The organism is Ochrobactrum sp. A-1 (assembly GCF_022488005.1).
GTDB lineage: Bacteria > Pseudomonadota > Alphaproteobacteria > Rhizobiales > Rhizobiaceae > Brucella.
On record NZ_JAKVQC010000007.1, the window covers coordinates 1,003,935 to 1,026,189 of the forward strand.

Sequence of the window (22,255 nt, forward strand, 5' to 3'; positions counted from 1 at the left end):
TGAGCCTAGAATTTCACGTTGAACGAAGCGTTGAAGCCGTTTCGCACGGCTCCATCACCGAATTGCCCCTTGTAACCGGCTGCAAGCGAAGCGTTTTCACTGAACTGGAAGTTCAGACCAGCTTCAATCAAGGCTACATCCTCAGCAATCGGCACACCCGCTACAGTGAAGGCATCCGAACCGGTAAATGCATGATTTGCAACGGGAGTAGTGTCCCCGACCGCATGCTGCCAGCCGACCATTGCGTGCAATGTCGAGGCGATACCGCCAAGCGTCAGATCGGTCGCGGCTCTCGGACCAAGCGTCGTGTAGGTGACATCGCTATTGTCGCTGTCGCTGTGAAGACCGGCAACACCGTCCTCATCATATCCGTCAGTATGAAGCCGGACATAGGCCAGATTGGCGAACGGCTCGAAGCTCGTGCGACCGGCCCGCATCTTGTAACCGGCCTCGCCGAACAATTGCAGCGCCCTTGCGTCATATGAAGCCTCTTCCGCCGCATTGAAGCCGGCAAAGGAAACCGAGCGTCCGGTGTCGATATTGTACCAGCTATGGGTTGCGCCAAAGCGAAGCCCGATATCGCCTGCGCCGACCTTTTCGACGACCGTTCCGGCATAGGTGCCAAGCGTATAGGTATCGACCGAAGCGCTTGAGAAACGGTCATCGGCATCGAAGGAGGAATGGCCATAGCCTGCCATCATGCCGGTACGCCAGCTGCCGACCGACATATCTGCACCAATGAACATACCGCCTGCCGAAGTTGAGAGCTTGGCGGCATTGCCGTCGCCGTCATTGGAACCCCAGGCACCATAGCCCTGCAGCCAGAAGGCCGTTTCAGCGGTATTGGCACAGGCCTGACCATAGACACCAGTGCTGCCTTTGCCGGTCCATACCGGATCGCCCGCCTTGCAATTTGCATCGAACGAGCCGCGCAGGCGGTCGCCGATGGCGTCACGTGCAAATCGATTTTCGTCGATCAATGCACCTTTGACGCTGGCGTGGATTTCGCCCGAAAGCGCATCGAAACCAGCGCGCGCCTCAGCGGCAGTCAGGCTGACAAGCGCATTATAAACTGCGCCGCTGCCCAGCCCGTCGGCAGCAAAAGCCACCGCTTTCTGGTTTCGCGTCTCGCCGACGCTGGCAAAGCTGGCATCGTTGCGCTCAAGACGGAGATCGATCGTCGTCGCACCGTAATTCAGGCTCGGCGTCAAAAACGCCAGATTGCTGTCGATTGTTGCAAAGGTTCCGCTGATACCGCCTGCCGAAGTCAGGATCGAATAATTGGTCTGCGGTGCCCAGCCGCCATTTTCACCGATAATCGAAAGGTCACCGCCAAGCTGTGCCGAACCGCCGATGACGAGTTTGCTGGCTTCTCCCGCAGGCGTCGTGTCGATCTGCAGGACACTGTTTGCTGTCTGCACCAGATTGCCGTCGATGGTCAGCGTTCCGACGGAACCACCGGGACGCAGCACACCGTCATTGGTGACCGATCCAAGAATTGCGCCGTGACCGCGCAAGGTGCCGCCTGCCCCGATGGCGACATCGCCACCCAAAACCGCAGCCGATGGATCGGCATCGCCGACCTTGAGCATACCGTTTTCAATGACAGTGGAGCCTGTAAAACTCGCACCGTTGCCATTGAAAACCAGCATGCCCGAACCCTGCTTCACAAGGCTTCCGCTGCCGGAAAGACTGCCTGCAAATATACCATCGTCCTGCTGGTCGAAGACAAGCCGCGCATTATTGGTGATGTTGCCTTGAAGGCTTCCCGCATCGCCCTGCAAGATGCCGCCGCTGACAAGCGTGCCACCGCTATAGCTGCTGATACCCGACAGGGTCAGCGTGCCGCCGCCCGATTTGACCAATGCGCCAGTGCCGGAAAGGCCGCCTGCAAATGTGCCGTCGCTCTGCTGGTCGAAGACGAGCTGTGCATTGTTGGTGATATTGCCCTGCAAGCTTCCCGTATCACCCTGCAAGGTGCCGCCGCTGACGAGCGTGCCGCCGCTATAGCTGTTTGGGCCGGACAGGACCAACGTGCCGTCGCCCGATTTGACCAGAGCGCCGCTGCCCGAAAGAGCCTGCGAGACCGTAAAGCGCGCTACCGCATCGGCAATGTCGAAGCCGCCTCCACTGCCGGTCATGGTCAGATCGCGGACGGTTTGCGAAAATCCGGTTCCTGTGATCCGCAGCGTGCCGCCGTCAAGGACAATACCGCCGCTGGCATTACCCAGATTGCTGTCGCGCGAAACAGAAAGCGTACCACCGTTGATTTGTGTGCCACCACGATACCTATTGTCGCCATTAAGTACGAGCGTTCCTGCGTCGGTTTTTGAGATACCGTCCGAACCGTCGACGATATTGTCAATGGTCGCTATCAATGTTCGACTATCCGCCGAACCGCTCCCTACGCGAATGAGCGGTGCGGCACCGCCGCTGCCCACCAAAGTTAAAACCTGACCATTAAGGCGATAACCATCGCTGAGAAACTGAATTCCGGTCGCCTGCACCAGACCGTAATCATTATACACTGTCACGACGCCTGGAGTACCGCCAAATATTGCAAAGTTTGGCTGGGGGGTTAAAGGCCCTGTGATCGCACCATGTTCATCTGCCCAATTCCGCTCAACGCTCGACCACACACCGGTACCACCGCCCATTTGTCCTGAAGTGGCCAAACCGTTTGCGTTCCAAAAATTTAGGTTTAACCCCTTCGGGTTGATCAGATTTATATTTCGCGCGCTGTAAAGAAAATCGACATAACCGCCGGCTGGAATGCCGAGAAATATAACAGACGGGGCTTGTAAATACCCATCGTAGCTAAACAGATTGTAGACGCCCGGCCCCATGCCGCCGCCATTGATGATATTGAAGACGGCACTGTTCAAAGTCAGGTTACCTTCGACTTTGACACTATCGCTCTGGCCTAAAGTCGAGAAATTCGCGCCGGGTGCGCCGATCTCGAAATCAAGTTGGCTACCTTGCTCTGCTGTGAAATTGCCGCCCACAGTAAGCGTGCCGATGCTTGCGCCGGGGCTCAAATGACTCCCCGAGTTCAGCGTCAGATTGCCGCCTATGCGACCATGTCCGCCAATTGTTGCACCGGAAGCAACAGTGACATCACCGGCAACGGATGCGTTGCTGCCGCTTGTATCTCCTATGATGAGACTACCGGCATTGACATCGGTAAGCCCCTTATAGGTGTTGACGCCGTTGAAAACCTGCTGTCCGCTGCCTTGCTTGATGATACCTCCCGTGCCACTGATCACCCCGTCGAAAATCCGGTTGGTCGCATTGCCCAACGTCAACGTGTTGGCGCCCAGCGATACGCCCGTATCGCTGACGCCATTCAGCGCACCGATAGTCTGGTTACCCACGGCCCCGCTGATATCGAAATTGGCCCCGGGTACGCCGAGGTTAACGTCACTGCCCGCTGCAAGTGAGCCTCCGGCACCAAGTGCCAGCGTTCCACCATTGATTGTAGTACCGCCTGTGAAGGTGTTGGCACCGGTCAACGTCTCTGTTCCGAGACCGTTCTTGACGATTCCCCCCGTGCCAATGATTGTCCCAGCGAATGTCCGGTTGATCCAATCGCCAAATAAAAGTGTATTGGCACCGAGTGTGACCGTTGTACCGGCGGTGCCGTCCAGGCCGCCGATAGTCTGATTGGCACCTGCGGCGCTTATATCAAAAGAAGCGCCTACACCGTTGAGATTGACCGCACTGATTGCTGCAAGCGCCCCCCCCTGCACCCAGCGCAAGGACACCACCGTTGACCGTTGTGCCGCCGGTATAAATATTTGCACCCGTGAATACTGCCGTGCCGGTGCCTTGCTTGATTATGCCGCCAGTACCACTAATCATGCCGCCAAAAGCAGTATTAGTCGCGTCACCGAATGTTAGATCATTGGCACCGAGCCAGATCGTGCTTCCATATACCCCAAACAGCCCGCCTATTGTTTGGGCGCCTGCCGCTCTGATATCGAAATAGGTTCCCGCATTTGCGAGGTTTACCGGGCCAATGGGCGACAGAGACCCGCCCATGCCCAAAGCAACCGCTCCCTCGGCAATGGTCAAGCCGCCGGTAAACGTGCTGACGCCAGCAAGGGTCTGTGTTCCGCTTCCCTGTTTGACGATACCGCCAGTGCCGGTGATCGAGCCAGCGAAGGTGTAATCGTTAGCATCCCCGAACGTCAATCTATTGGAACCCAGCACAACAAAGGTGCGGGAAACGCCGCTCAAGAATGCAATGGTCTGGTCACTGCCTGCCCCACTGATGTTAAAACCAGCGCCTTCTGTTCCGAGGTTAATGCCGCCTCCCGAAGCCCCCTGGGCACCCGCTGGCTCTACGGTCAACCCCATCAGCGCCGTTGTCATCAACAGCCACGCTCTACGACGTAATACGCCTGTCATGTGAATCCCCCCGGATACCCGGCTGCAATGTATAGATTTTACTCGACGGCGCGAACACGCTTCATCGCTCTTATATTGCAAACCACTGAAAAAAAAGAAGAAAGTATCATCTTTCTAAGAAGAATAATAATTTTTTCAAAAAGTTGCTTTTATATGCTTGCAACCGATAGGTGTATATTCCCGCACGCCAAGCATTGGGGGCATTTGCCAGACATAGGTGAAAGACTAATGTGGCCTTCATCTGGAGGACAAAAAAAAGCGCGCCCTCCAGATGAAGGACGCGAAAGAGGTGCAAGCTCGCTCTGATCGAGGAACCCGAACGGCAGGTTCACAAGGCTCGACCAGATGCCAGTCGGCCATTCTTGTCCAGAAAGCATTCGATAAAGGCAGGATCGGTTTTTATTCGTAGCTCGAAACGCTTCGCTTCGAGAGTAACCGTTATCGCCGCTTCCGCGCTATCCGGACTGGTTGGCTGCCTATCGACCCCGACTCCCCGCGGTCGATAAGCAGCCCCCGCCCAATTTTTGCGCCAGCCTCCTAAGCCCCAACAGGCCGGCGCTCATTTAGTGAACGCTCTAGTAGCTAAAAACAATTCCCCTATTCAGGGGGATGCACCACAAAGAAGAACCGGCCATTTCATCCAAAAATGACTTGTAACCACCGGTAGATATTGAAAGATCTCGTGAATCAGTTTGATATTTATTTGGAATTGGACCAAAATTTTTTAATGTTATGTGTGAATTGACGCTTTTGAAGGGGAATTTCGCTCGGCAAGTTCAAGACAATCTTGAAATTGTGCGCGTCCTCCCGTTTAAGCTTGGATACATTCGCAATTTTTCGTTTCTGGAGAACCTCACGTGTCATGCGCAAACTGGATGTTCGCTTTCCGGCGTATTCTGGCGCTCCCGGCACTGATCGCGTTTTTCGCCATCTGCCAAATCACATATTTCACCGGCGCGGTTGAAGCTGCGCCGCCCGTCACGCTGACCATCGTCGCTCCGGACGGAACGACACGCGTGCTGTCTGGCGAAGATTTCACGAAACTGCCGCAGAGCACGCTGCAGACGAACACCGCCTGGACCGAGGGACCGCAGAGCTTTGACGGGGTTCTGCTGCGCGACGTGCTGGCGACGGTGGGCGTCGACGGAAAAGATGCCACCAGCCACTCCATAACCGTGCTGGCGCTCAATGATTACAGCATCAGCATTCCGCTGGAAGACGCCTATAAATACGACGTCCTCGTTGCGCACAAGATGAACGGCAAGGAGCTGAACCGGCGTGACAAGGGACCATACTGGATCGTCTACCCGCGCGACCAGCATGAGGAACTGAACGATTCGCGCTATGATCATCGCTGGGCATGGCAGCTGAAGCAGATTGAGGTGAAATGAAACTCAAGCGGGGCTATATTCTTTCCGGCCTGGTCATGGTGGGTTTTGCGGCCCTGCTCGCTTATGCTTTCATTCAGCTCCTCGTCATCCAGAAATCGCTCGCAACCTATGTCGGCGAAAACATGGTCTGGGCGATAACCCAGACCGAGCGGGACGCCGGGCGACTGGGCGAAACGGCGCTGACATTTCCGAGCGGTAACGCCAACACCGCCGATCTCTCGCTCCGTCTCGATGTGCTTTACAGCCGTTTTGCGCTTCTGGCCGATGCTCCGCAGAAAAAATATTTCGCACGCATTCCGGGCGGCGCCCAAACCATCCAGCGCAATGCCGACCGGCTTCCCGAGATCGAGGCGATGATCGACGCGGAGCCGGAAAAATTCGACCCGATTGCCATTTACGAAGCACTGGTCCCCATGCGCGAGGAGCTGACCAAAGTTGCCAATGATGCGATGATCCTGGAGCGCGACCGAGGCGGCGCGCAGCGCGACCAGCAATTGCAATCGATCTATCTCATCATGTTTGCGGTGTTGGGCATCATGGCCACCGGAGGTATTCTGTCATGGCAGGTATTTTCCAACATGCGCAAGGCCGAGCGCGCCCACAAGGCGCTGCAAGAGTACAAGCAGCAGCTGGAACACACCGTTGCCGACCGCACCGCCGCCTTACGTGAAGCGCTGGAGAACGAACGCAAGGCCAAGGAGCTTTACAAGAGTTTCATCACCACGGTGTCGCACCAGTTCCGTACGCCCGTATCGATCATCGACATCATTGCGCAACGCTTCATCCGCCGCGCCGACGAGTTCACGCCTGAAATCATCATTGATAAGGCCAAGCGCATGCGCAATGCCAGCCGGCGCCTGATCCTGCTTCTGGAGAGCACGGCCAATGCGGAACGTCTCGATGAGAACGGCTTTCAAATCAACCGGCAACCGGTCGATTTTTCGGAACTGGTCCGCAACACCTGCGCCTACCATCAGGAACTGCATCCCGAGCTGGAGCTGGTGACAGACATTCAGGACAGCGAGACCTTTTGTTATTGCGACGGTATTCTGGTCGAGCAAATTCTGGTCAACCTGCTTGGCAATGCCACCAAATATTCCCCTGCCGACAAGCCCATCGAAGTCACGACGGAAGAAGACGAAAACGAGTTCCGCTGCATCGTTCGCGATTACGGCATCGGCATACCCGCGGAAGATGCGGATCGTATCTTCACGCGCTTTTTCCGTGCCAGCAACGCATCGCATATGGCAGGCACCGGCCTTGGCCTCAGTCTGTCGCGCGCATTGGCCGAATTGCACGGCGGAACGCTTGTCTTCACTTCGATTGAAGGACAAGGTACGGTGTTCATTCTGACTCTACCAAAGGTGGCCCAGCATGCGACTGCCTGAAATCCTCCCCATGCCCACCGTCCTGTGTATTGAGGACGAAACACACATACTGGAAGAACTGATCGATGAACTGAGTACCTCGGGTTTCAACGCCGTCGGCGCCGCCAATGCGACCGAAGCGCTGCGTGTGCTGGACACGACGACACCCGACATCATCATCTGCGATATATTAATGCCTGGCACCAACGGGTTGCAATTTCTGGAACAGATTCGCAGCTCCCGCGCGGACCTTGCCAGCACGCCGTTCCTGTTCCTGACCGCACTTGCCGACCGCAGCCATGAGCTGACAGGCCGGGAGGCAGGCGCTGACGATTATCTTACGAAACCGATCGACTTCGACGTTCTCATCCTCACGATCCGCGCAAGGCTCAATCTGGTCGCGCGGGTGAAAGCCATATCCGCCCATCCGGCACCTACGGAGCCGGAAGGCGAGTTCATCCATCTTTCGCGCCGGGAAACCGAAGTGCTGAAGGAGATAGGAGCCGGGCACCGGAATGGCGAGATCGCCCGCAAACTTGGACTATCGGAGCACACCGTCAGCGACTATGTGAAGGCCATCTATCAAAAGCTGAGCGTTTCTTCTCGCGCCGAAGCAACCCGCGAAGCCATAAAGCGCGGTCTGGTCGATATGAGATAAGCCACCGCAACGGTTCAAGCATATTTGTTTGGGGATGACCGGCAATGATCTCGACAATCCGAGAACCCCAAATTACGGTTTGCTCATGAAGCAACCGGTTCGACGACGCGCTGTCTTCTTCATTGGCGGCTACGACCCGAAAACGCCGGAGGCGTTCTTCGGGCGATTGAATAGAGAAATCAAACGGTTCGAAGCGCTCTGGAGCGTTCGTTCCGTCGTTTCGCCTGTGGATGTATCGCCTGAGCGCGAGGTCGGCACCGTTTCCATTGAAACGGCGCCCGACGACAAGAGCTGGACCACAGAGACAGACTTCAATTTTCTCGTGCTGGACAGAATAGTGCTGGCGGATTTCGACCGCCCTCTTGCTGTCAGGCTGGCCAAATATCTCGTTGCATTCGGCGATTTTGTCCTAACGGGCACAGCCTTTCGTTTTTTTGCCAAGGCGTGGCGCTTCGGGCTCTATTTCCTCTACCCGTTTTTCGTCCTCGCCTTGTTTGCTGCCGCGGGCTATGCAGTGGCGCGCTGGACGGTCCAATGGCTGGGCGTTATCAGCTGGCTCGTCGGTCTGGTGGTTTTCTCCGTAGCACTCGCCGTTCTGGGCAAGCGCTGGTCGACCAACCATCTGATGGATTTGTGGTCGTTTTCACTCAATTTCATTCGGGGACGACGGCAGGACGGCGAATCCCTGATGCAGCGTTTTGCTGCCGGTATCGTCGAGCGGGTCACCACGAAACATTATGACGAGGTCATTCTGATCGGCCATAGCACCGGCGGCATGCTGATGCTGGACGTTGCAGCGCGCTGCCTTGCCATCGATCCGGCATTCAGCAGCCGCGCATCCAAAGTGACGGTGCTCACCCTTGGATCGACCGCGCTCAAGGCGGGCTATCACCCCGCAGGCAAGCATTTTCGCGAAGGCGTGCAACGGCTGGTGGACGACGGCAAGATCGACTGGGTGGAAATCCAGTGCCTGACCGATGCCATCAATTTCTACAAGACCGATCCCGTGGCTGAAATGGGCCTGAAACGCGAACCGCAACGGCCCTTTCCTGTCACAAAGACCGTGCGAATAAAGGATATGCTGCAGCCGGAAATCTACAAGCGTGTTAAGCGGAATCTTTTTCGCGTGCACTATCAATATGTATTCGGAAATACGAAGCCCTATTGGTATGATTTCTTTCAGATTTGCTGTGGGCCGATTTCGCTGAGAGACCGGACAGACGACCGAATAATCGGTGCCTTGCCAACGAAGGAAACTATTGCCGAATGACACCGACACTGGCCGCAATCGTTTGGGGCATCGGGCTTGTCGCCTGGGTCGTTATCCGCATTCCGCACCAGCGACGTGCGCGCAAGATCAAGGTTGCCAACAATGCAAAAACGCTGGCTGACAGGCTGGCGCTGGGTGCGGCGACCGTCGGCCTGTCGCTGATTCCGATCGTCTATGTCACAACCGGCTTTCCCGCTTTTGCCGACTATGCTTTCCAGCCATGGCTGGCCTGGATCGGATTGTTTGTCGAAATCGCTTTCCTTTGGCTTTTCTATGCAAGCCATCGACAGTTGGGCAAAAACTGGTCCGTCTCGCTTGAAATCCGCCGAGAGCACAAGCTGGTCACCGATGGCCTCTACAAATATGTCCGTCATCCGATGTATCTGTCATTCTGGCTGTGGGCGACTGCGCAATTCTGCCTGCTGCCGAACTGGTTCGCCGGTCTTGCCGGGCTCGTCGGCGTCGCTATCCTTTATTTCTATCGGGTCGATCACGAGGAAGCGATGATGCGCGCGGCATTCGGTACATCCTATGACGAATATGCCAGCCGAACCGGCCGGGTCATTCCAAAACTCAAGTTCTAGTGATTTGGCTGAAACAATCCGGCGCTCTAGATATCTGCCTTGATGCACTTTGTTCGAAAGCTCGTTCACGGTTCTCGAACGCGCTCCAACAGGTAGTCGAAGATGATTTCAAAACCGAATACATTGCGTTCGAAAGCCCTGACCCGTCGTGGCCTGCTGTTTGCCGGGATTGCTGTTGCCCTTTACGGCAGCGCCGCGCAGGCAGCGCCCAAAATAACAACACCGTCCAGAAACTCGCCGCAAGCCGATGTCTACCTCCTGCGTGGCTTCGGGGATATCTTCTCCGCTGGCATCGACGAGATCGGCAAGCAATTGCAGGCCAATGGCGTCGATGCACATGTCAAAAGCCACGTGGCCTGGCGTCTCGTATTGAATCAAATACTCGCTGATCAGCAACATAATCCCCGAGCGCCCGTTATCCTGATCGGCCATTCGCTTGGCGCCAATGCCGTCATCGATGTTGCCGAGGCTCTCGAGAAGAAGGGCATTCAGGTTGACTATATGGCGATCTTTGCCGCAACAGGTCCAGATCCCCTTCCTGGCAATATAAGGCGTGTCGTGAACTTCTATTTCAAGCAGCATGGCTGGGGTCTACCGCTGACCGCCGGTCCGCGTTTCAAGGGAAGTCTCGACAATCGCGATTTCTCGGGCATGAAGGATATCGGCCATTTCAACATCGAGAAGCAGCGTCCGCTTCAGGACGAGGTAGTGCGCAATGTGCTCAGCATCGTACGCTCGAGATGACCTGAAAAGCCGATTGGCGGAAGAGAATGTCCCCCGGTTTCCATAAGCTATTGTTATTGTTGACGCGTCTTGTTGCATTTTCCCTGCTTTTTCGTATTTTCCATATCCAAGTTATGACAACCGGACATGGGAAATGGCCCGCAATAAGTTATCCGAAACGAAGATAAAGGGCCTCACGAAGCCGGGCATTTACAGCGACGGCGACGGATTATATCTGCGTGTCAGGGCAGGGGGAAGCCGTCAGTGGGTATTCATCCATAAACGAGACGGCAAGCGCACCGAAACCGGCCTTGGCGGATATGGACAAGGAACCGCCCATGTTTCTCTCGCACTGGCGCGGGAGAAAGCCGATGAAATGCGGAAAAGGCTGGCGCGTGGTGAAAAGCTTCATGACAGGAAAACATTTGCCGAGGTCATGAATGACGTTCTCGACGTCAAATTAGCATCGTCAAAGAACAAGAAGCATCAGGACCAATGGAACATGACCCTGCGGACCTATGCCAAGCCGCTCCATAATAAGGCCATAGCAGACATTACACGCGACGATGTCCTTGAAGTTCTCAAGCCAATCTGGACGAAAATTCCCGAAACCGCTGACCGTACCCGACAGCGCATCGCGCTCGTGTTTGAACATGCAACGGCCCGTGGTCTATTTGCCGGTAATAATCCGGCAGCATGGCGCGGCGGCTTGAAGGAATTGCTGCCAGCGCGCAAAAAACTGACAAAAGGTCATCACATTGCATTGCCGTATAAGGACTTACCGGCGGTGATGAAAAGACTTCGGGAGACGACTGCCGTATCTGCGCGGGCTTTGGAGTTTTTGGCACTCACGGCAACACGTTCCAACGAAGCGCGTTCCGCAACATGGAATGAAATCGACTTCAATGAACGACTTTGGATTATTCCAGCCGAACGGATGAAGGCATCACGACCGCATGAGGTTCCATTATCGGATCGGGCGATAGCCATCCTCATGGCGCAGAAGCAGCGCACGACCGGCGATCTGGTATTTGAAGGGGAGAAAGAAGGCAGGCCGATAAGCGACACGGCTATGGTGAAGGTATTCCGTGCTGCCGGGGCTGGTGATGCTACCCTGCATGGCCTACGAAGTTCGTTCCGCGATTGGGCGGGCGACGAAACAGATTATCCGCGTGATATTGCAGAGGCCGCTCTTGCGCACCGCCTGCGGGATAAAACAGAAGCAGCATATCGCCGGGGCACGGCGCTAGCCAAGCGCCGCGAGATGATGCAGGATTGGGCATCGTTTCTGGCTTAGTTATTTACGAGAAGGCTGTGACTGGCATTACCCAGGTATATGAAATCCGCCCTTCACCGATTTCCGGGCTGAATATTCCGCTGCTCTGTGCTATCCACAAAGCGCGCCACACGATCCAGATTGATAGCCATATTCTGTAAGGTGACTTCCATGCGGGTCATACGGTCCCGCACATCACCGTTCTGGGTTTCCAGCCGTTCAATGCGGGTTTCAAGCTTCGTGATATCGATCTTGCTCTGATCAACTCCACCCTTCACCGCGTAATAGCTGCCAGTAATGCCGACCACGACAACTCCTATTGTGATGACGTTGCCGATAGACATTTTCATATCGATGTTCATCCCCATCACCTGACGGTCGCCCATGGGATTGTCCTCCATCACCAGCAGCCCCGCGTTTTCCCAAATGCGTTGTGAGAAGCGATACCCTGACCCGCCGGTGTATCGTTTCCTGCGAGATAGACAGCCGTTGCCGGTTTAAGGCTGATCGGCTTCCAACCCGCGCAGTTCGTTGCATTGCTCTGGCACCCCGCCAAGCTCGAGGCAGAGAGCAACAGCATCCATACCGATAATCTTTTCATCTATGTTCGCCCTTTTCTGAATTGCCTTGGCTGTGGCCTCTGCCGCCGCCAATGCGGCCCGCTGGCGCTCTTTGATGGTTCCGGCAGTGTATCCACCCGCCAGAAGCAGAAGCGCCGCCACAAGGGCAGCGAGCGAGTATTTCAGCCATGAGGGAATGAGCGCCCAGATTGCCGTCATATCGCATCAACCAGCTTTTCAAGCTTGGCCCTCGCCTGGGGCATGGTGAAGATCGCATAGCCTGCAACGAGGATGATCGCCGCCACGATGACCAACTGCACTTTCCAGTCGACAAACGGCATGACAGCCGCGCCGCCGCCCGATCCGAACCAAGTCCAGAAGCGGGAGGATTTCGATATGGGCTTTTCCTCGACCGGTACGGGAACCACTTCCGCAGCGGAAGCGGTCACGACCTGCTCGACGCCATAGCCTTCGGACAGAAGCGCCTTGTCATATTCCCTCGCATATCCGGCGATCAGTTCGGCCCGATCCATCTTGTTCACGATCCGGCGGGCGTTCTTGAAGTCCGACTTCTGCAAGGTGATGTAATCGGAAAGCTTCTTGCCGGTGAACCAGCCTTCAGCCATGCCCGCGATAATGATCGGTGCTGCATATTCAGGCTTCAGCAACAGTTCCGGGCTTCGGATGAAATCTACGCCAAGGATTTTCCCAGCCCGTTCGTAATTATCCCTCCAGGTGATCTGAACGTACCCGCGCCCGAAGAACGGCCAGTACTTCTTTGATCGGAGATATTTCTCTCCGCCCTTTTCGATGATCGGTTTCATCGTATGCGCCGTCTCGTGATAAGCGGTCGCGAGAACGTAGGCCATCTGGTTGCGCAATAGGCCGTACTTTCGACCTGCCTCAATCAAGAGGCGGGTATCGCCAAGATGCATATTCATGTTGGATTTTCCTTTAGTAACAAGAACAGGCTGAGGGCTGCAAACGAGCGACCGCCTCCAAAGTTAGGAGAGCCATTGTATTTCCGTGTTTGTGGATTACCTGTGGATAAATGTGATTTTACGACTCAGCGAGGTTGTGTTACGCAATGCCGAGTCCATGGAGAAAGCGATGTTTGAGCCGGGGGTTAACAACGCATCAAATCTGTTGGCCGACTATCTTTTGTCGGAGATGCGCGAGCATGGTGAAATACTCACACCGTTAAAGCTACAGAAAATGATGTTTTATGCAGATGCTTGGCATCTTGCTTTGTATGATCAGGAGATCACAAGCGAGCCTTTTAAAGCGTGGGTTCATGGCCTGAAAGCCGGAAAATGAGTACCCACGTTCATATTTCGTCGGCTCGGCCATTCGGATTATTCCATATTGTCAATCGCCAAACTGTACAGCACGATCAGGCGGGGTTCAAGTGCGCAACCATTGCGCGCGTTCAGCCAGTTATGTACGCTGCCCTTCATTCTGGTTCGTAAGCGGGGGCTTGCTTATATGAGATGGGTTGTCAAAGTCGCGGCCGTAGTCGCAGGGTGCGCGGTATTTTTCGCGGTCGGGGTCTACACCGCTGCCGACAAGGACAATCCAGTTTACCGACTGGCGCGCAAGGCGTTCCATTCAGCACAGGATCAAGATCCTTCGCAGCGATCCTATTGGCGACAGAAGGTGGATATCTACCGGCAGTCCTTGGACCACGGTGACGTTGCTATGGTGGGAGACTCGATCACCGACCATGGGGAATGGACTGAGATGTTCCCCGGCAAAAATGTCGTTAATCGCGGCATCTCAGGAGATACGACTGGTGGGTTGCTGCAACGTCTGGACACCATTGCGGCAGAGCAAGTGTTCGTCCTGATCGGCATCAACGACATCTTGCTTGGCATTGACCAGGATGACATCGTAGCGAATTACCGCCGGATTATCGATGCTTTCGGGGACCGCGATCTCCGTGTCCAGTCGATCATCAAGACGCAACGGAATGCTTTGGCAAATTCCGTCGCAGACAGCCTGAACACGCAGATCGAAGCTTTGTGCCTAGCCGCAGCCAATTGCCGATACATCGATCTTAACGATCACCTCTCCCCCGAAGGCACGCTGAAGGCCGAATATACTTTCGACGGCCTCCATCTCAATGGTTCGGGCTTTATGGCTTGGCGTGAGGCATTGGCAACGATGCCGTAGCATCATCTCTCTAAAGGCAAACCCTTCCCAAGCGCACTTGCCCATATGCCGTGATCGATACTCTGCGCGAATGATGAAGTTGGCAGCGGCATGACATAGATCGGATTTGCCCCAATCATCTGGCACTTTCGCCCAATCTTGAACATTGCGGTCATCCATCGCGAGTAGCCATTCTGACCATATTGAACAGCGTCATTTGTGAAGAACAGGATCAAGACCTGCTTAGGGTTTTCCGGCAAAACTCGCGCATCGAAATTGGCAAGCCCCCATTCAGCCGTTTGACCGCCTTGTCCGACCGATACGACCTGACCGGAACCACCTGCCGCAGCCATTAGGGAACGCAGTTCTCTGCCGAGAATACCATCAACCAAAGCGGGATCGGTTGGGTAGAACGTTGTCCAACTGTCGCCAATAACTACTGTCTTCGCGTTGATATCGATGGCGCGATTGGTCCACGTTTCAAGCCTGTCATAGACCCACCATGTGGTATTATCCACATACGTATTGCCCCCCGCCTCATCAACAGGATCGATCAGCACCGTTCCAACAGACCCAGCGGGGAACGGCACGAACACGCGAACCAAGCCATCATTTTCGGTGTATGTCTGATCGTGGAACGGCGTTCCGTCGACGCTCGCCATGATCCTGACGTTATAAAACTTTCCGCTTGCAGATATGTCAGCGCGACTAGCGAACACTTCAAGCATTCCGGACTTACCCTTTAAGTCAAAGTCTCGCGTTTGGCCTCTACCTACGGTTCCAGACCCCCTGCTAACTCTCCTTGACCGCGATACAAATGCCCACCGTGCGCGATTGGCTGCGTTTGCAATAACGTTATTGATAGTTAATACACTCGTCGGCGAAAGAGGATTGACCGGATCCCATGCATCACCGGTCTGCGCATCCCATGCATCAACATAGCGAACGCGATAAGCGTCAGCTTTCGTCGCTCGGAATACGCGATGTGCGAGCGCTCTGTATCCCGGCTCAGTGTAGTGCTGCCCATTCGAAGACCCCCCCATATTTCGCATGGTCTTGGCGGTGACGGTTGCCCGCAGGTTCGGCCAGATTGTGCATGAGCCTGATCCCAGCGCAGTGACCATGTACGCGCCATATGTGTTATCGTCGTGCTGGATTACAGCCGCCCAAACGCCTTGGCCTTTGCTTCCATCGCCTGAGTTGACTGTCAGCGTTTGTGTGCCTGCCGTCCCCGTCACGTTGAACTCTAGGATGGGCTGAAGCATACTGTCCGTTGGCAGGGATGTGACGCCATTGGGGTTAGCCATATTGAACCCCGCGAAGTCGCCAGATGTCCATCCATCGATGAAATACGGTGTGGGCAGTAGAGGATCTGAGAGAGCTTCCAGCAAAGAACGCGGAGTATTCAGGAATTCCAGCGCATCGATAACCGAAGTGGCGGCAGTCTGCGCGGCAATAGCCGCCTCTTGCGCCTGCCCAACCGCCTCAGCGACATTCCCGAACTGTGCCGCAATTTCCTCTACTCGCGTTGCCGCTGCATCTGCATCGCCGAAGAAAGCCATCCGGTAGTGGTCGCCCATATCCGCGAAGACGATCAACATGCCGGGGTTGAGAAAGCCGGCTGGAACCGGGCCGCCGGAGTTCGTCCGAAGTTCCTTTCCATTGATGGTGACAGCGCCGCTGTTCTCAGACGTGAGACCCCCAAGAATGAAGAGGGCCGAACCAGGCCCTTCCGGTAATTCCGCATCGGGTTCGGCGATGATTTCGTTATCCGTCCCGCCAGTCACACTGAAATAAATCACGCCTCGCGTAAGCTCTATGTCGCCGCCCTGCCCAGCAATGAGCGAAAGGATGGCGCCCTCATAGCTCTTTAGCATCTGTCGGATTTCTGTCTTTTTCGGCTTCCACGCGCCAGACGAAGGCATGCCGCGGATAACGAAATCACGAAAGACCTGACTAGGATCGAGGCTCGGAAAGGCCATTCTTATTCTCCAAGTGGAAGCGCCCCGCCGAGGCAGGGTGAAGGAAGGTGGTGGTGTGGGGTGAGCTTGAGCCTTACGGCTCTTCTGGTTCTTCTGCTGGCGTCGTCGCTACGGTGCTTGGCGAGTAGTTGCCTACCCGGCCTTTTTCGGTGCGATAGGCCAGCTGGAATTCGTATTCTGTCACCGCATCGAGCACCGGTGTGGTGAAACTTTCAGCATCATTGGTCAGTGGTCCAACAGTGGTCCAATCGGTATCTGTTGTTTTCTTCCAACGCACCATATATGTGAGAATTGCACTGGGGCTTGGTGAGAAGCTCAGCTCTGCCGATGCTCCACTAAACAACACAGTTGGTTCAGCAGGAATTGGCAGATCGTCATCGACATCAGTGTGATCCGAAACCGGTGCCGTGCCTTCCTGCGAGGTGTCCCACTGGTAAGCAGTTTGCGGCATGGATTGAACCTGAATGGTCGCACCTTGCAATATCCCGCCTTCACCAAGAATGAATTTGAAATCAAGGACTTCAAAAACACTGTTAATGCCAAACAGCGGGTATTGTATGCGAATGAAGCGCTCGCCAAAGGCCGCCAACCCGCGCAGGTTGGTGTTGAACGTGCCGACCCAATTCGGATTTGCGCGAAACCATTCGAGCTTCATCAGGCGTCGTGCCTGAGAATGCGATGGCGCCATATTGAACTGAACGTCTTTGGCTTCCTCGCCACGCTCGGCAACCGCATTTTCATCCATCCACGGATCAGCGTCAGTAGATTGATAATCCTGACTGGGGTCGAGGAAGGTGGCGCGGATCGTGTTGGCGGTGGTCATCACATCGCGACCGCGCCCGACATCGGAAAACCCGATAATCGCATCAGCATCGAGGACCACCGTCGGTTCGGCCCATGTGCCGATATCCAAGGTCAGCCCGCCATCCGGCGTAGGCACAATGCGACCATCGCAGCAGGACAGCATCCGGCCCAGCACATCAGCAGGGCGCTCATTGAGCTGATACGATCCCCACAGGCGATAGCGCGGTTCCGTGCCGCCTGCCGCAAGTGCCACTGCTTCATTGGCACGGTTAAAGGCGGTGACCCAGCCCGCTTGCGCCAGCGGCGTTGTGAACAGGTTTTCTGGCAGGCGCATGCCGTCGCGATGGCTCATATAATCGCGGATGACGGCAGCGGCATTATCACTCCACGCAATGGCGCCCGTCACCGGATTCCTGATCTTCGAGGTTCTGGCAACCACGCGATAATTGGTGTTGATCCCATTTGGGAAAAGGCTGAGATAATACTCCTGTCCCACTGCATACTGACAGGCCAGAAGAGACGCCACGCCATCACCGCGATGCGCTGCTGTCCATTGCGGAAAATTGGAAACAATCTCATCATAGGCGGTTTCAGTGGCCTGCCCGAGCCTTGTCTCAATGCGGAGAAGCGAGCGTTTGTCAGTGCCTTCGCGAAACTTGCTCGGGGGCACAGGCGTTCCATCTGGCAGCAGATCGAGCTTCAGATCATCGATCCAGATTTCCTCAATCGCATCGAACGACCCCTGCCCCAGCGCGAGGACCTTGTAGAAATTCCCGCTTTTGGTTTCTGCAAAAGCCCATGTGCCGGATGTTTTGACACGGCCATAATGGCGCACACGCGGTGCAGTGGGTTGGCGGACTTGTTGCTGCACATCTTCCGGCTTTGGCTGTGATGGCCGAAACAAAGACGAGGCCAGATAAGACAGTCCCAATGACAGCGCCAATCCGCCAAGGGTTGTTCCAGCAAACATGGTGAGCGCCGCAAGTCCAGTCTGCAATGCGGCACCTACAGCACCCGTTCCAACAATTGTGGCAATCAACCCTGATAGCGCTACCGGCATTCAATTCTCCATGCTTTCCAGACAGCGTTCAACGGTGCACCGATCAAGCCGTTTTCATCATGGGCAAACCAAACATCACCGGCATGAATTGCCATGCAGAGCTTGTCACGATGAAAAATCAGACCGACATCACCGGCGCGGGGTGCACTGGTTTTTTCAATACCGACCGCCCGCATGGCCCTATTGACCAGTACGGCAAGACCGCCGCGATCAGCAAGAATGGAATTGGCCTCGTCCTCGCTGGCGTAAGTCCGGTTGATCCATGCTAGCGGAGACAGTCCGGTCGCCAGCCGGATCCAGCGATCCGTTGTCGATACGCAATCGGTTTCGCCCCACGCGAAAGGCTTACGAGCCTCCATGGCGATAAAGTCAGCGATGTTCATGAGATCAGTAGTCCGGATATTTGAAGCTTTTGAACAGCAGCGAACCGACGAACTGAAAGAACTTATCTCCGTTCGATCTCGCTTGCTGATCGCGGTCTGTATAACGGCCATAAGCTGGGCGAGATCGGTTGAAAAATGCATTCTCAGCGGTCATCGATATGGACTGGATCGCGCCTTCTGTGCCTTGCATCTCAGTGCGGCTGATGCGCGGTGGCTGCATAAAGCCCCACCAGATCGGGGCTGGATTGCCAAGCGGTTGCCATTCCTCATCAAACAGCTGAATGGAAATCACCACAATGCGCTGATCGACCTCTTCATTGGCATTGAGCGCCATGGCGAGAAAGTTCAATGTAGCATCAGGTAGGCCAGAAAGCTGGAAGGTGACATTCTGTGCTGCAGTGGTCGAAGCCATGCCAATGCCGTCAATCGAGCCATAGCCGTACATCGGTTCATAGCGATTGCCGCCAGTTTCCAGCGCAGTGTTACCGTTCCAGACACGCATCGTCTCCGACGCAAAGCGGAACTCAACAAGGAAATCCAGCCGCACTTCATGCTTGGCGAACTCTGCCAGCTGGGCCGTGTTAAAGAACGACATTACACGTCCTCGATAAAATTGACGGTCGGGAATGACCACTGCGAAATCAGATCAAGATCGAGGTCCATTTCGCTATCGGAAGCCAGGCGCATCCGGCACACTGGATAGTCGAACTCCATCTCGCTACCAGCTGGCGCGGCTTCGCGGGCTGGAGGCCGGAATGTGATCGTCGCAGTATTCTCGCCCGTCATCTGAACTGTCCGAATACGGTACATCCGTTCGCCGATGGAGAAATCCATCCCCGGCTGCAATTGGCCCGCTGTAACAAGCGATATGTTCGCCGTCGTCCCGCGCAGCGGTATGTTGCTGGTCAGGCGGATATCGATTGATCGGGAGCGGTACAGCCCGCCATCACTGAACGGGCTGGTATCGGAGTGAGGCACTTTATCAGCCGCGCCGTTGCCGTCAGGATCGAACGGTTGATAAGCGCAGCAGCGAGGAACTAGGATCGGGCGCAAACGGCCTTCCAACAGGTTCGCAATAGCCCGAAATGCGAGAACGGAAGGCGATCCACGACGAATAATGATGTCGCTGAACGTCGCCTTCCAGATACCAGCATCGGAAGCCGTAACTTGCGTCACACCCGACACGCTGGAAGGGCCTGCGAGTGTACGCGGGGCAATATTGAACGGGTCGCGCTTCGGCTTGAGCACCGAACGGGGCCAGAGAATGGTTGCCATTACATTTTTCTCGCTTGTGCGTCTGCCAACATAGTCGGGAAGTTAGATTGCACTGCTTTGGCGCTTTGCTGCACCGATACCTGAACAATCGCGCCGGAAGCTGTCTGAATGCGCTGATCGGCAATCTGGGCCATTCGTCCACTGTCATCCCGCAGAACAACGTTGATTGTTTCCGTGCTTCTCGCCTTGTTCACCATCCCTGCACCGCGAGGAAGGACAACTTCACCACGCTGAAGAATGGCCGGAATTTCGCCCGGCTGAAGGCCAGCAACGCCGCCGGTATGGTAGCGCTTTGCACCGGCAAAGACCGAAGGCGACACTGCGCGACCGTGACCATATCCGTGCGTACCGGCCACGCCGCCACTATGCAGAATGCCGGGAATGATAGCGCCGCCGAAAAGTCCACCCTTGCCACCGCCAAACAAGCCGCCGCCGCTGAAGATATTGTTTAACGCGATGTCGATGAGCTTGCTGGCGACCTTCTGGAGCGCATTCGCCAAGGCCTCGGAAGCGCTCGCGCCATTCCGCAGGTCATCGATGAAGCCGCCCAGAAGGTCTTTGCCCAGGTTGGCAAACTCTTTCGCCTCCCGGTTCAACTCCTTCTGCTCAAGCTTGTAGGCCCGCGCTGCTTCCTTCATCTGGTCGTAGGCCGACACACGGCTCTGTGCGTAGGCGATCACGTCATCAACGGTCTTACCGCCGCCGAGGATCGACTGATTTGCCGATATGGCCGACTGTGGCAGAACTTGGCTAACCAACGTGCCGCTCTTCGCAGTCAGAACCGAGATGGCACCTTTCGGGCCGAGGAAGTGGGCAAGCTGAAGCGCAGCTTCATTGACCGATACACCAGCTTGACGAAGGATTGCCGCATTCTCGCGGGCATAGGCTTCAATCAGCTTCTTGGAAATCTCAGCATCATTGCGTAGCGCAAGAATGGTCTGATCCGACATGTTCTTGGCGCGGTCAGGGAAGTTCTTCTTGAATAGATCGAGCCAAGTGCTTTCGATGAACTGGCCGAGGCCGGTTGCGGAGGAAAGCGGGTTCTTGGCGTTAACACGACCGCCGCTTTCAGCCTTCACCACATCGCGCACGTATTTCGCCACGATATCGTCTAGCTCATCGAAGCTGTCTTTCACCTTCTTACTACGCGGCGTCTTTGGCGTCTTTTCTGGAGCGAAGCTTTCCGGGTTTGGCCGTTGTCCAGGCGTTGGGATCGTTTGGGCAACTCGAATGCGATCTTGCGCAGCCTGGAAAGCTCGATATGCATCATCACGCTCTTCGCGGCTTGTGGCGTTGCGCAGAGCATCGCTGTATGCCTTTTCGGCCTTCTCCATTTCGGAAAGGGCTGGGATCGCGATGTTGGCAAGCTCTCGCACCGATTTGGTGAAGGCACTGACGTTATCGGCCTGACGCTTTGCCGCAGTGCCAACGCCCGTAATCACGCCTGTTAGCGTTTCAAGCTTGGATTGGACTTCCTCGCCTGCCTTACCGGAGTTGATGATTTCCCGGATAATTGCCTTGATGCTTTCAGGCGTTCCGGTCTGGTTTTCTATATCAATCAGGCGATTGATGAACTTGCGTATATCAGGATCGCCGTTCTTGATGCCCTCCCGTAGGTTGCTAAGCGCGCCCTGAAGCTCTTGAATTGTATAGGTCGCACCTTCGAACTCCCCGGCTGGGATAGACGAGAGCTGTTCGTTCAGATCGCTTGCAACACTCGCAATGGTGTCTTTGTACTCGCGAATGCGCTCCTGAATATCAAATGCCAGTATCTGACGGCTTTTGGCGCTATACTCCTCCGCACCGGCTGCCGCTTCGCCATAAGCATCCTTGATGCGGCGGATAAGTTCAGAATGCCCTTTGAGGACCTCATCAGCGCCTTTGGTCTCTTCGCCCAAGCTAGTGAAGTATTGAACGGCATACCCCGTGAGACCGATGATTGCGAAAGACGCAAGAGATATAGGGTTGAGCATGGAAGTGATCGCACCGCCGAACATCTTCAGTGCGTTAGTTGCCCCCCCAGACCCTTGGAAAATCTGGGATACTTGGCTGCCCTGCTGGACCATAACCGTAAATGGTGATGTGCCCATCGCTAACTGTTGGGCAATGTCGTTTAGCTGAAAAGACAGATTGGTAGTGGCCGCTCGCACTGCGCCGACTGACATCACTGCCTTATCGCTGCCTGCCTTGAATGACTTCGCCATATTGTCATTCGCTGACTTGAAGCTATTTTCAGCGGCCTGCGCCTCCTTGGCCGCACGGCGAGCAATGGCGGCCATTTGCTTTTCGACCTTGGATTGCGAGGCTTCAATGCGGATCAGCAGGGCGGCAGCATCGTCAGCCATGGTTCAATCCTTCCAA

20 protein-coding genes are annotated in these 22,255 nt (G+C 55.4%); 9 read left to right on the plus strand and 11 right to left on the minus strand.

Features of this window, described 5'->3' with window-relative positions:
• Positions 1-5: 5 nt before the first annotated feature.
• Complete coding sequence (locus MKS82_RS22770) at positions 6-3,764, minus strand: autotransporter domain-containing protein (RefSeq protein ID WP_181394289.1); 3,759 nt, start codon at positions 3,762-3,764, stop codon at positions 6-8.
• Complete coding sequence (locus MKS82_RS22775; protein WP_146206483.1) at positions 3,685-4,410, minus strand: autotransporter-associated beta strand repeat-containing protein; 726 nt, start codon at positions 4,408-4,410, stop codon at positions 3,685-3,687. Before MKS82_RS22775 ends, MKS82_RS22770 begins: the two co-directional genes overlap by 80 nt.
• 857 nt (positions 4,411-5,267) lie before the next feature.
• Between MKS82_RS22775 and MKS82_RS22780 the strand changes: the two genes are divergently transcribed.
• The 7 genes from MKS82_RS22780 to MKS82_RS22810 all read left to right on the plus strand — a co-directional run bounded on the left by MKS82_RS22780 (position 5,268) and on the right by MKS82_RS22810 (position 11,700).
• Positions 5,268-5,801 carry a molybdopterin-dependent oxidoreductase gene (locus MKS82_RS22780; RefSeq protein WP_235969149.1) on the plus strand — a complete coding sequence of 178 codons (534 nt, stop codon included), beginning with the start codon at positions 5,268-5,270 and terminating at the stop codon, positions 5,799-5,801.
• A complete protein-coding gene (locus tag MKS82_RS22785) occupies positions 5,798-7,189 on the plus strand; it encodes a sensor histidine kinase (RefSeq protein ID WP_109988077.1) in 1,392 nt (463 codons plus the stop codon). The genes MKS82_RS22780 and MKS82_RS22785 overlap by 4 nt, the downstream gene beginning before the upstream one ends.
• On the plus strand, positions 7,176-7,826 hold the full coding sequence (locus MKS82_RS22790) for a response regulator transcription factor (RefSeq protein ID WP_109988078.1): 651 nt from the start codon (positions 7,176-7,178) through the stop codon (positions 7,824-7,826). The genes MKS82_RS22785 and MKS82_RS22790 overlap by 14 nt, the downstream gene beginning before the upstream one ends.
• Positions 7,827-7,911: 85 nt before the next feature.
• Complete coding sequence (locus MKS82_RS22795; RefSeq protein ID WP_109988129.1) at positions 7,912-9,096, plus strand: alpha/beta fold hydrolase; 1,185 nt, start codon at positions 7,912-7,914, stop codon at positions 9,094-9,096.
• Entirely contained in the window at positions 9,093-9,680 is a 588-nt protein-coding gene (locus tag MKS82_RS22800; RefSeq protein ID WP_109988079.1) for a protein-S-isoprenylcysteine O-methyltransferase, read from the plus strand. Before MKS82_RS22795 ends, MKS82_RS22800 begins: the two co-directional genes overlap by 4 nt.
• A gap of 102 nt (positions 9,681-9,782) precedes the next feature.
• Entirely contained in the window at positions 9,783-10,424 is a 642-nt protein-coding gene (locus MKS82_RS22805) for a thioesterase domain-containing protein (RefSeq protein ID WP_109988080.1), read from the plus strand.
• A 133-nt stretch (positions 10,425-10,557) separates the two neighbouring features.
• Entirely contained in the window at positions 10,558-11,700 is a 1,143-nt protein-coding gene (locus MKS82_RS22810) for a tyrosine-type recombinase/integrase (protein ID WP_240579307.1), read from the plus strand.
• Between the two features lie 53 nt (positions 11,701-11,753).
• Here MKS82_RS22810 and MKS82_RS22815 read toward each other — a convergent pair whose 3' ends face one another.
• The 3 genes from MKS82_RS22815 to MKS82_RS22825 form a co-directional block, all read right to left on the minus strand.
• The gene (locus MKS82_RS22815) at positions 11,754-12,065 is read right to left on the minus strand and encodes a hypothetical protein (RefSeq protein ID WP_240579308.1); all 312 of its coding nucleotides are present in this window, start codon (positions 12,063-12,065) and stop codon (positions 11,754-11,756) included.
• 111 nt (positions 12,066-12,176) lie between these two features.
• Positions 12,177-12,458 carry a hypothetical protein gene (locus MKS82_RS22820; protein WP_240579515.1) on the minus strand — a complete coding sequence of 94 codons (282 nt, stop codon included), beginning with the start codon at positions 12,456-12,458 and terminating at the stop codon, positions 12,177-12,179.
• Positions 12,455-13,180 (minus strand): glycoside hydrolase family 19 protein, encoded by a 726-nt coding sequence (locus MKS82_RS22825; RefSeq protein WP_240579309.1) that lies wholly within the window; start codon positions 13,178-13,180, stop codon positions 12,455-12,457. The genes MKS82_RS22820 and MKS82_RS22825 overlap by 4 nt, the downstream gene beginning before the upstream one ends.
• A gap of 85 nt (positions 13,181-13,265) precedes the next feature.
• On the opposite strand from MKS82_RS22825, the gene MKS82_RS29680 reads away from it, so the two are divergent.
• Both MKS82_RS29680 and MKS82_RS22835 read left to right on the plus strand, forming a co-directional pair.
• On the plus strand, positions 13,266-13,556 hold the full coding sequence (locus MKS82_RS29680; RefSeq protein ID WP_240579310.1) for a type II toxin-antitoxin system antitoxin SocA domain-containing protein: 291 nt from the start codon (positions 13,266-13,268) through the stop codon (positions 13,554-13,556).
• Positions 13,557-13,604: 48 nt separating this feature from the next.
• Complete coding sequence (locus MKS82_RS22835; RefSeq protein ID WP_240579311.1) at positions 13,605-14,411, plus strand: GDSL-type esterase/lipase family protein; 807 nt, start codon at positions 13,605-13,607, stop codon at positions 14,409-14,411.
• Positions 14,412-14,413: 2 nt separating this feature from the next.
• Here the strand turns inward: MKS82_RS22835 and MKS82_RS22840 are convergent, their stop codons facing one another.
• The 6 genes from MKS82_RS22840 to MKS82_RS22865 form a co-directional block, all read right to left on the minus strand.
• Complete coding sequence (locus MKS82_RS22840; RefSeq protein ID WP_240579312.1) at positions 14,414-16,372, minus strand: hypothetical protein; 1,959 nt, start codon at positions 16,370-16,372, stop codon at positions 14,414-14,416.
• A 73-nt stretch (positions 16,373-16,445) separates the two neighbouring features.
• The gene (locus tag MKS82_RS29685) at positions 16,446-18,236 is read right to left on the minus strand and encodes a phage tail protein (RefSeq protein WP_445558093.1); all 1,791 of its coding nucleotides are present in this window, start codon (positions 18,234-18,236) and stop codon (positions 16,446-16,448) included.
• Complete coding sequence (locus MKS82_RS22850) at positions 18,227-18,619, minus strand: DUF6950 family protein (RefSeq protein WP_240579313.1); 393 nt, start codon at positions 18,617-18,619, stop codon at positions 18,227-18,229. Before MKS82_RS22850 ends, MKS82_RS29685 begins: the two co-directional genes overlap by 10 nt.
• A 4-nt stretch (positions 18,620-18,623) precedes the next feature.
• Positions 18,624-19,214: a hypothetical protein gene (locus MKS82_RS22855; RefSeq protein ID WP_240579314.1), complete on the minus strand. Its 591-nt coding sequence runs from the start codon at positions 19,212-19,214 to the stop codon at positions 18,624-18,626.
• Positions 19,214-19,894: a hypothetical protein gene (locus tag MKS82_RS22860; RefSeq protein ID WP_240579315.1), complete on the minus strand. Its 681-nt coding sequence runs from the start codon at positions 19,892-19,894 to the stop codon at positions 19,214-19,216. Before MKS82_RS22860 ends, MKS82_RS22855 begins: the two co-directional genes overlap by 1 nt.
• Positions 19,894-22,239, minus strand: coding sequence for a phage tail length tape measure family protein (locus MKS82_RS22865; RefSeq protein ID WP_240579316.1), 2,346 nt, complete (start codon positions 22,237-22,239; stop codon positions 19,894-19,896). The genes MKS82_RS22860 and MKS82_RS22865 overlap by 1 nt, the downstream gene beginning before the upstream one ends.
• Positions 22,240-22,255 lie beyond the last annotated feature (16 nt).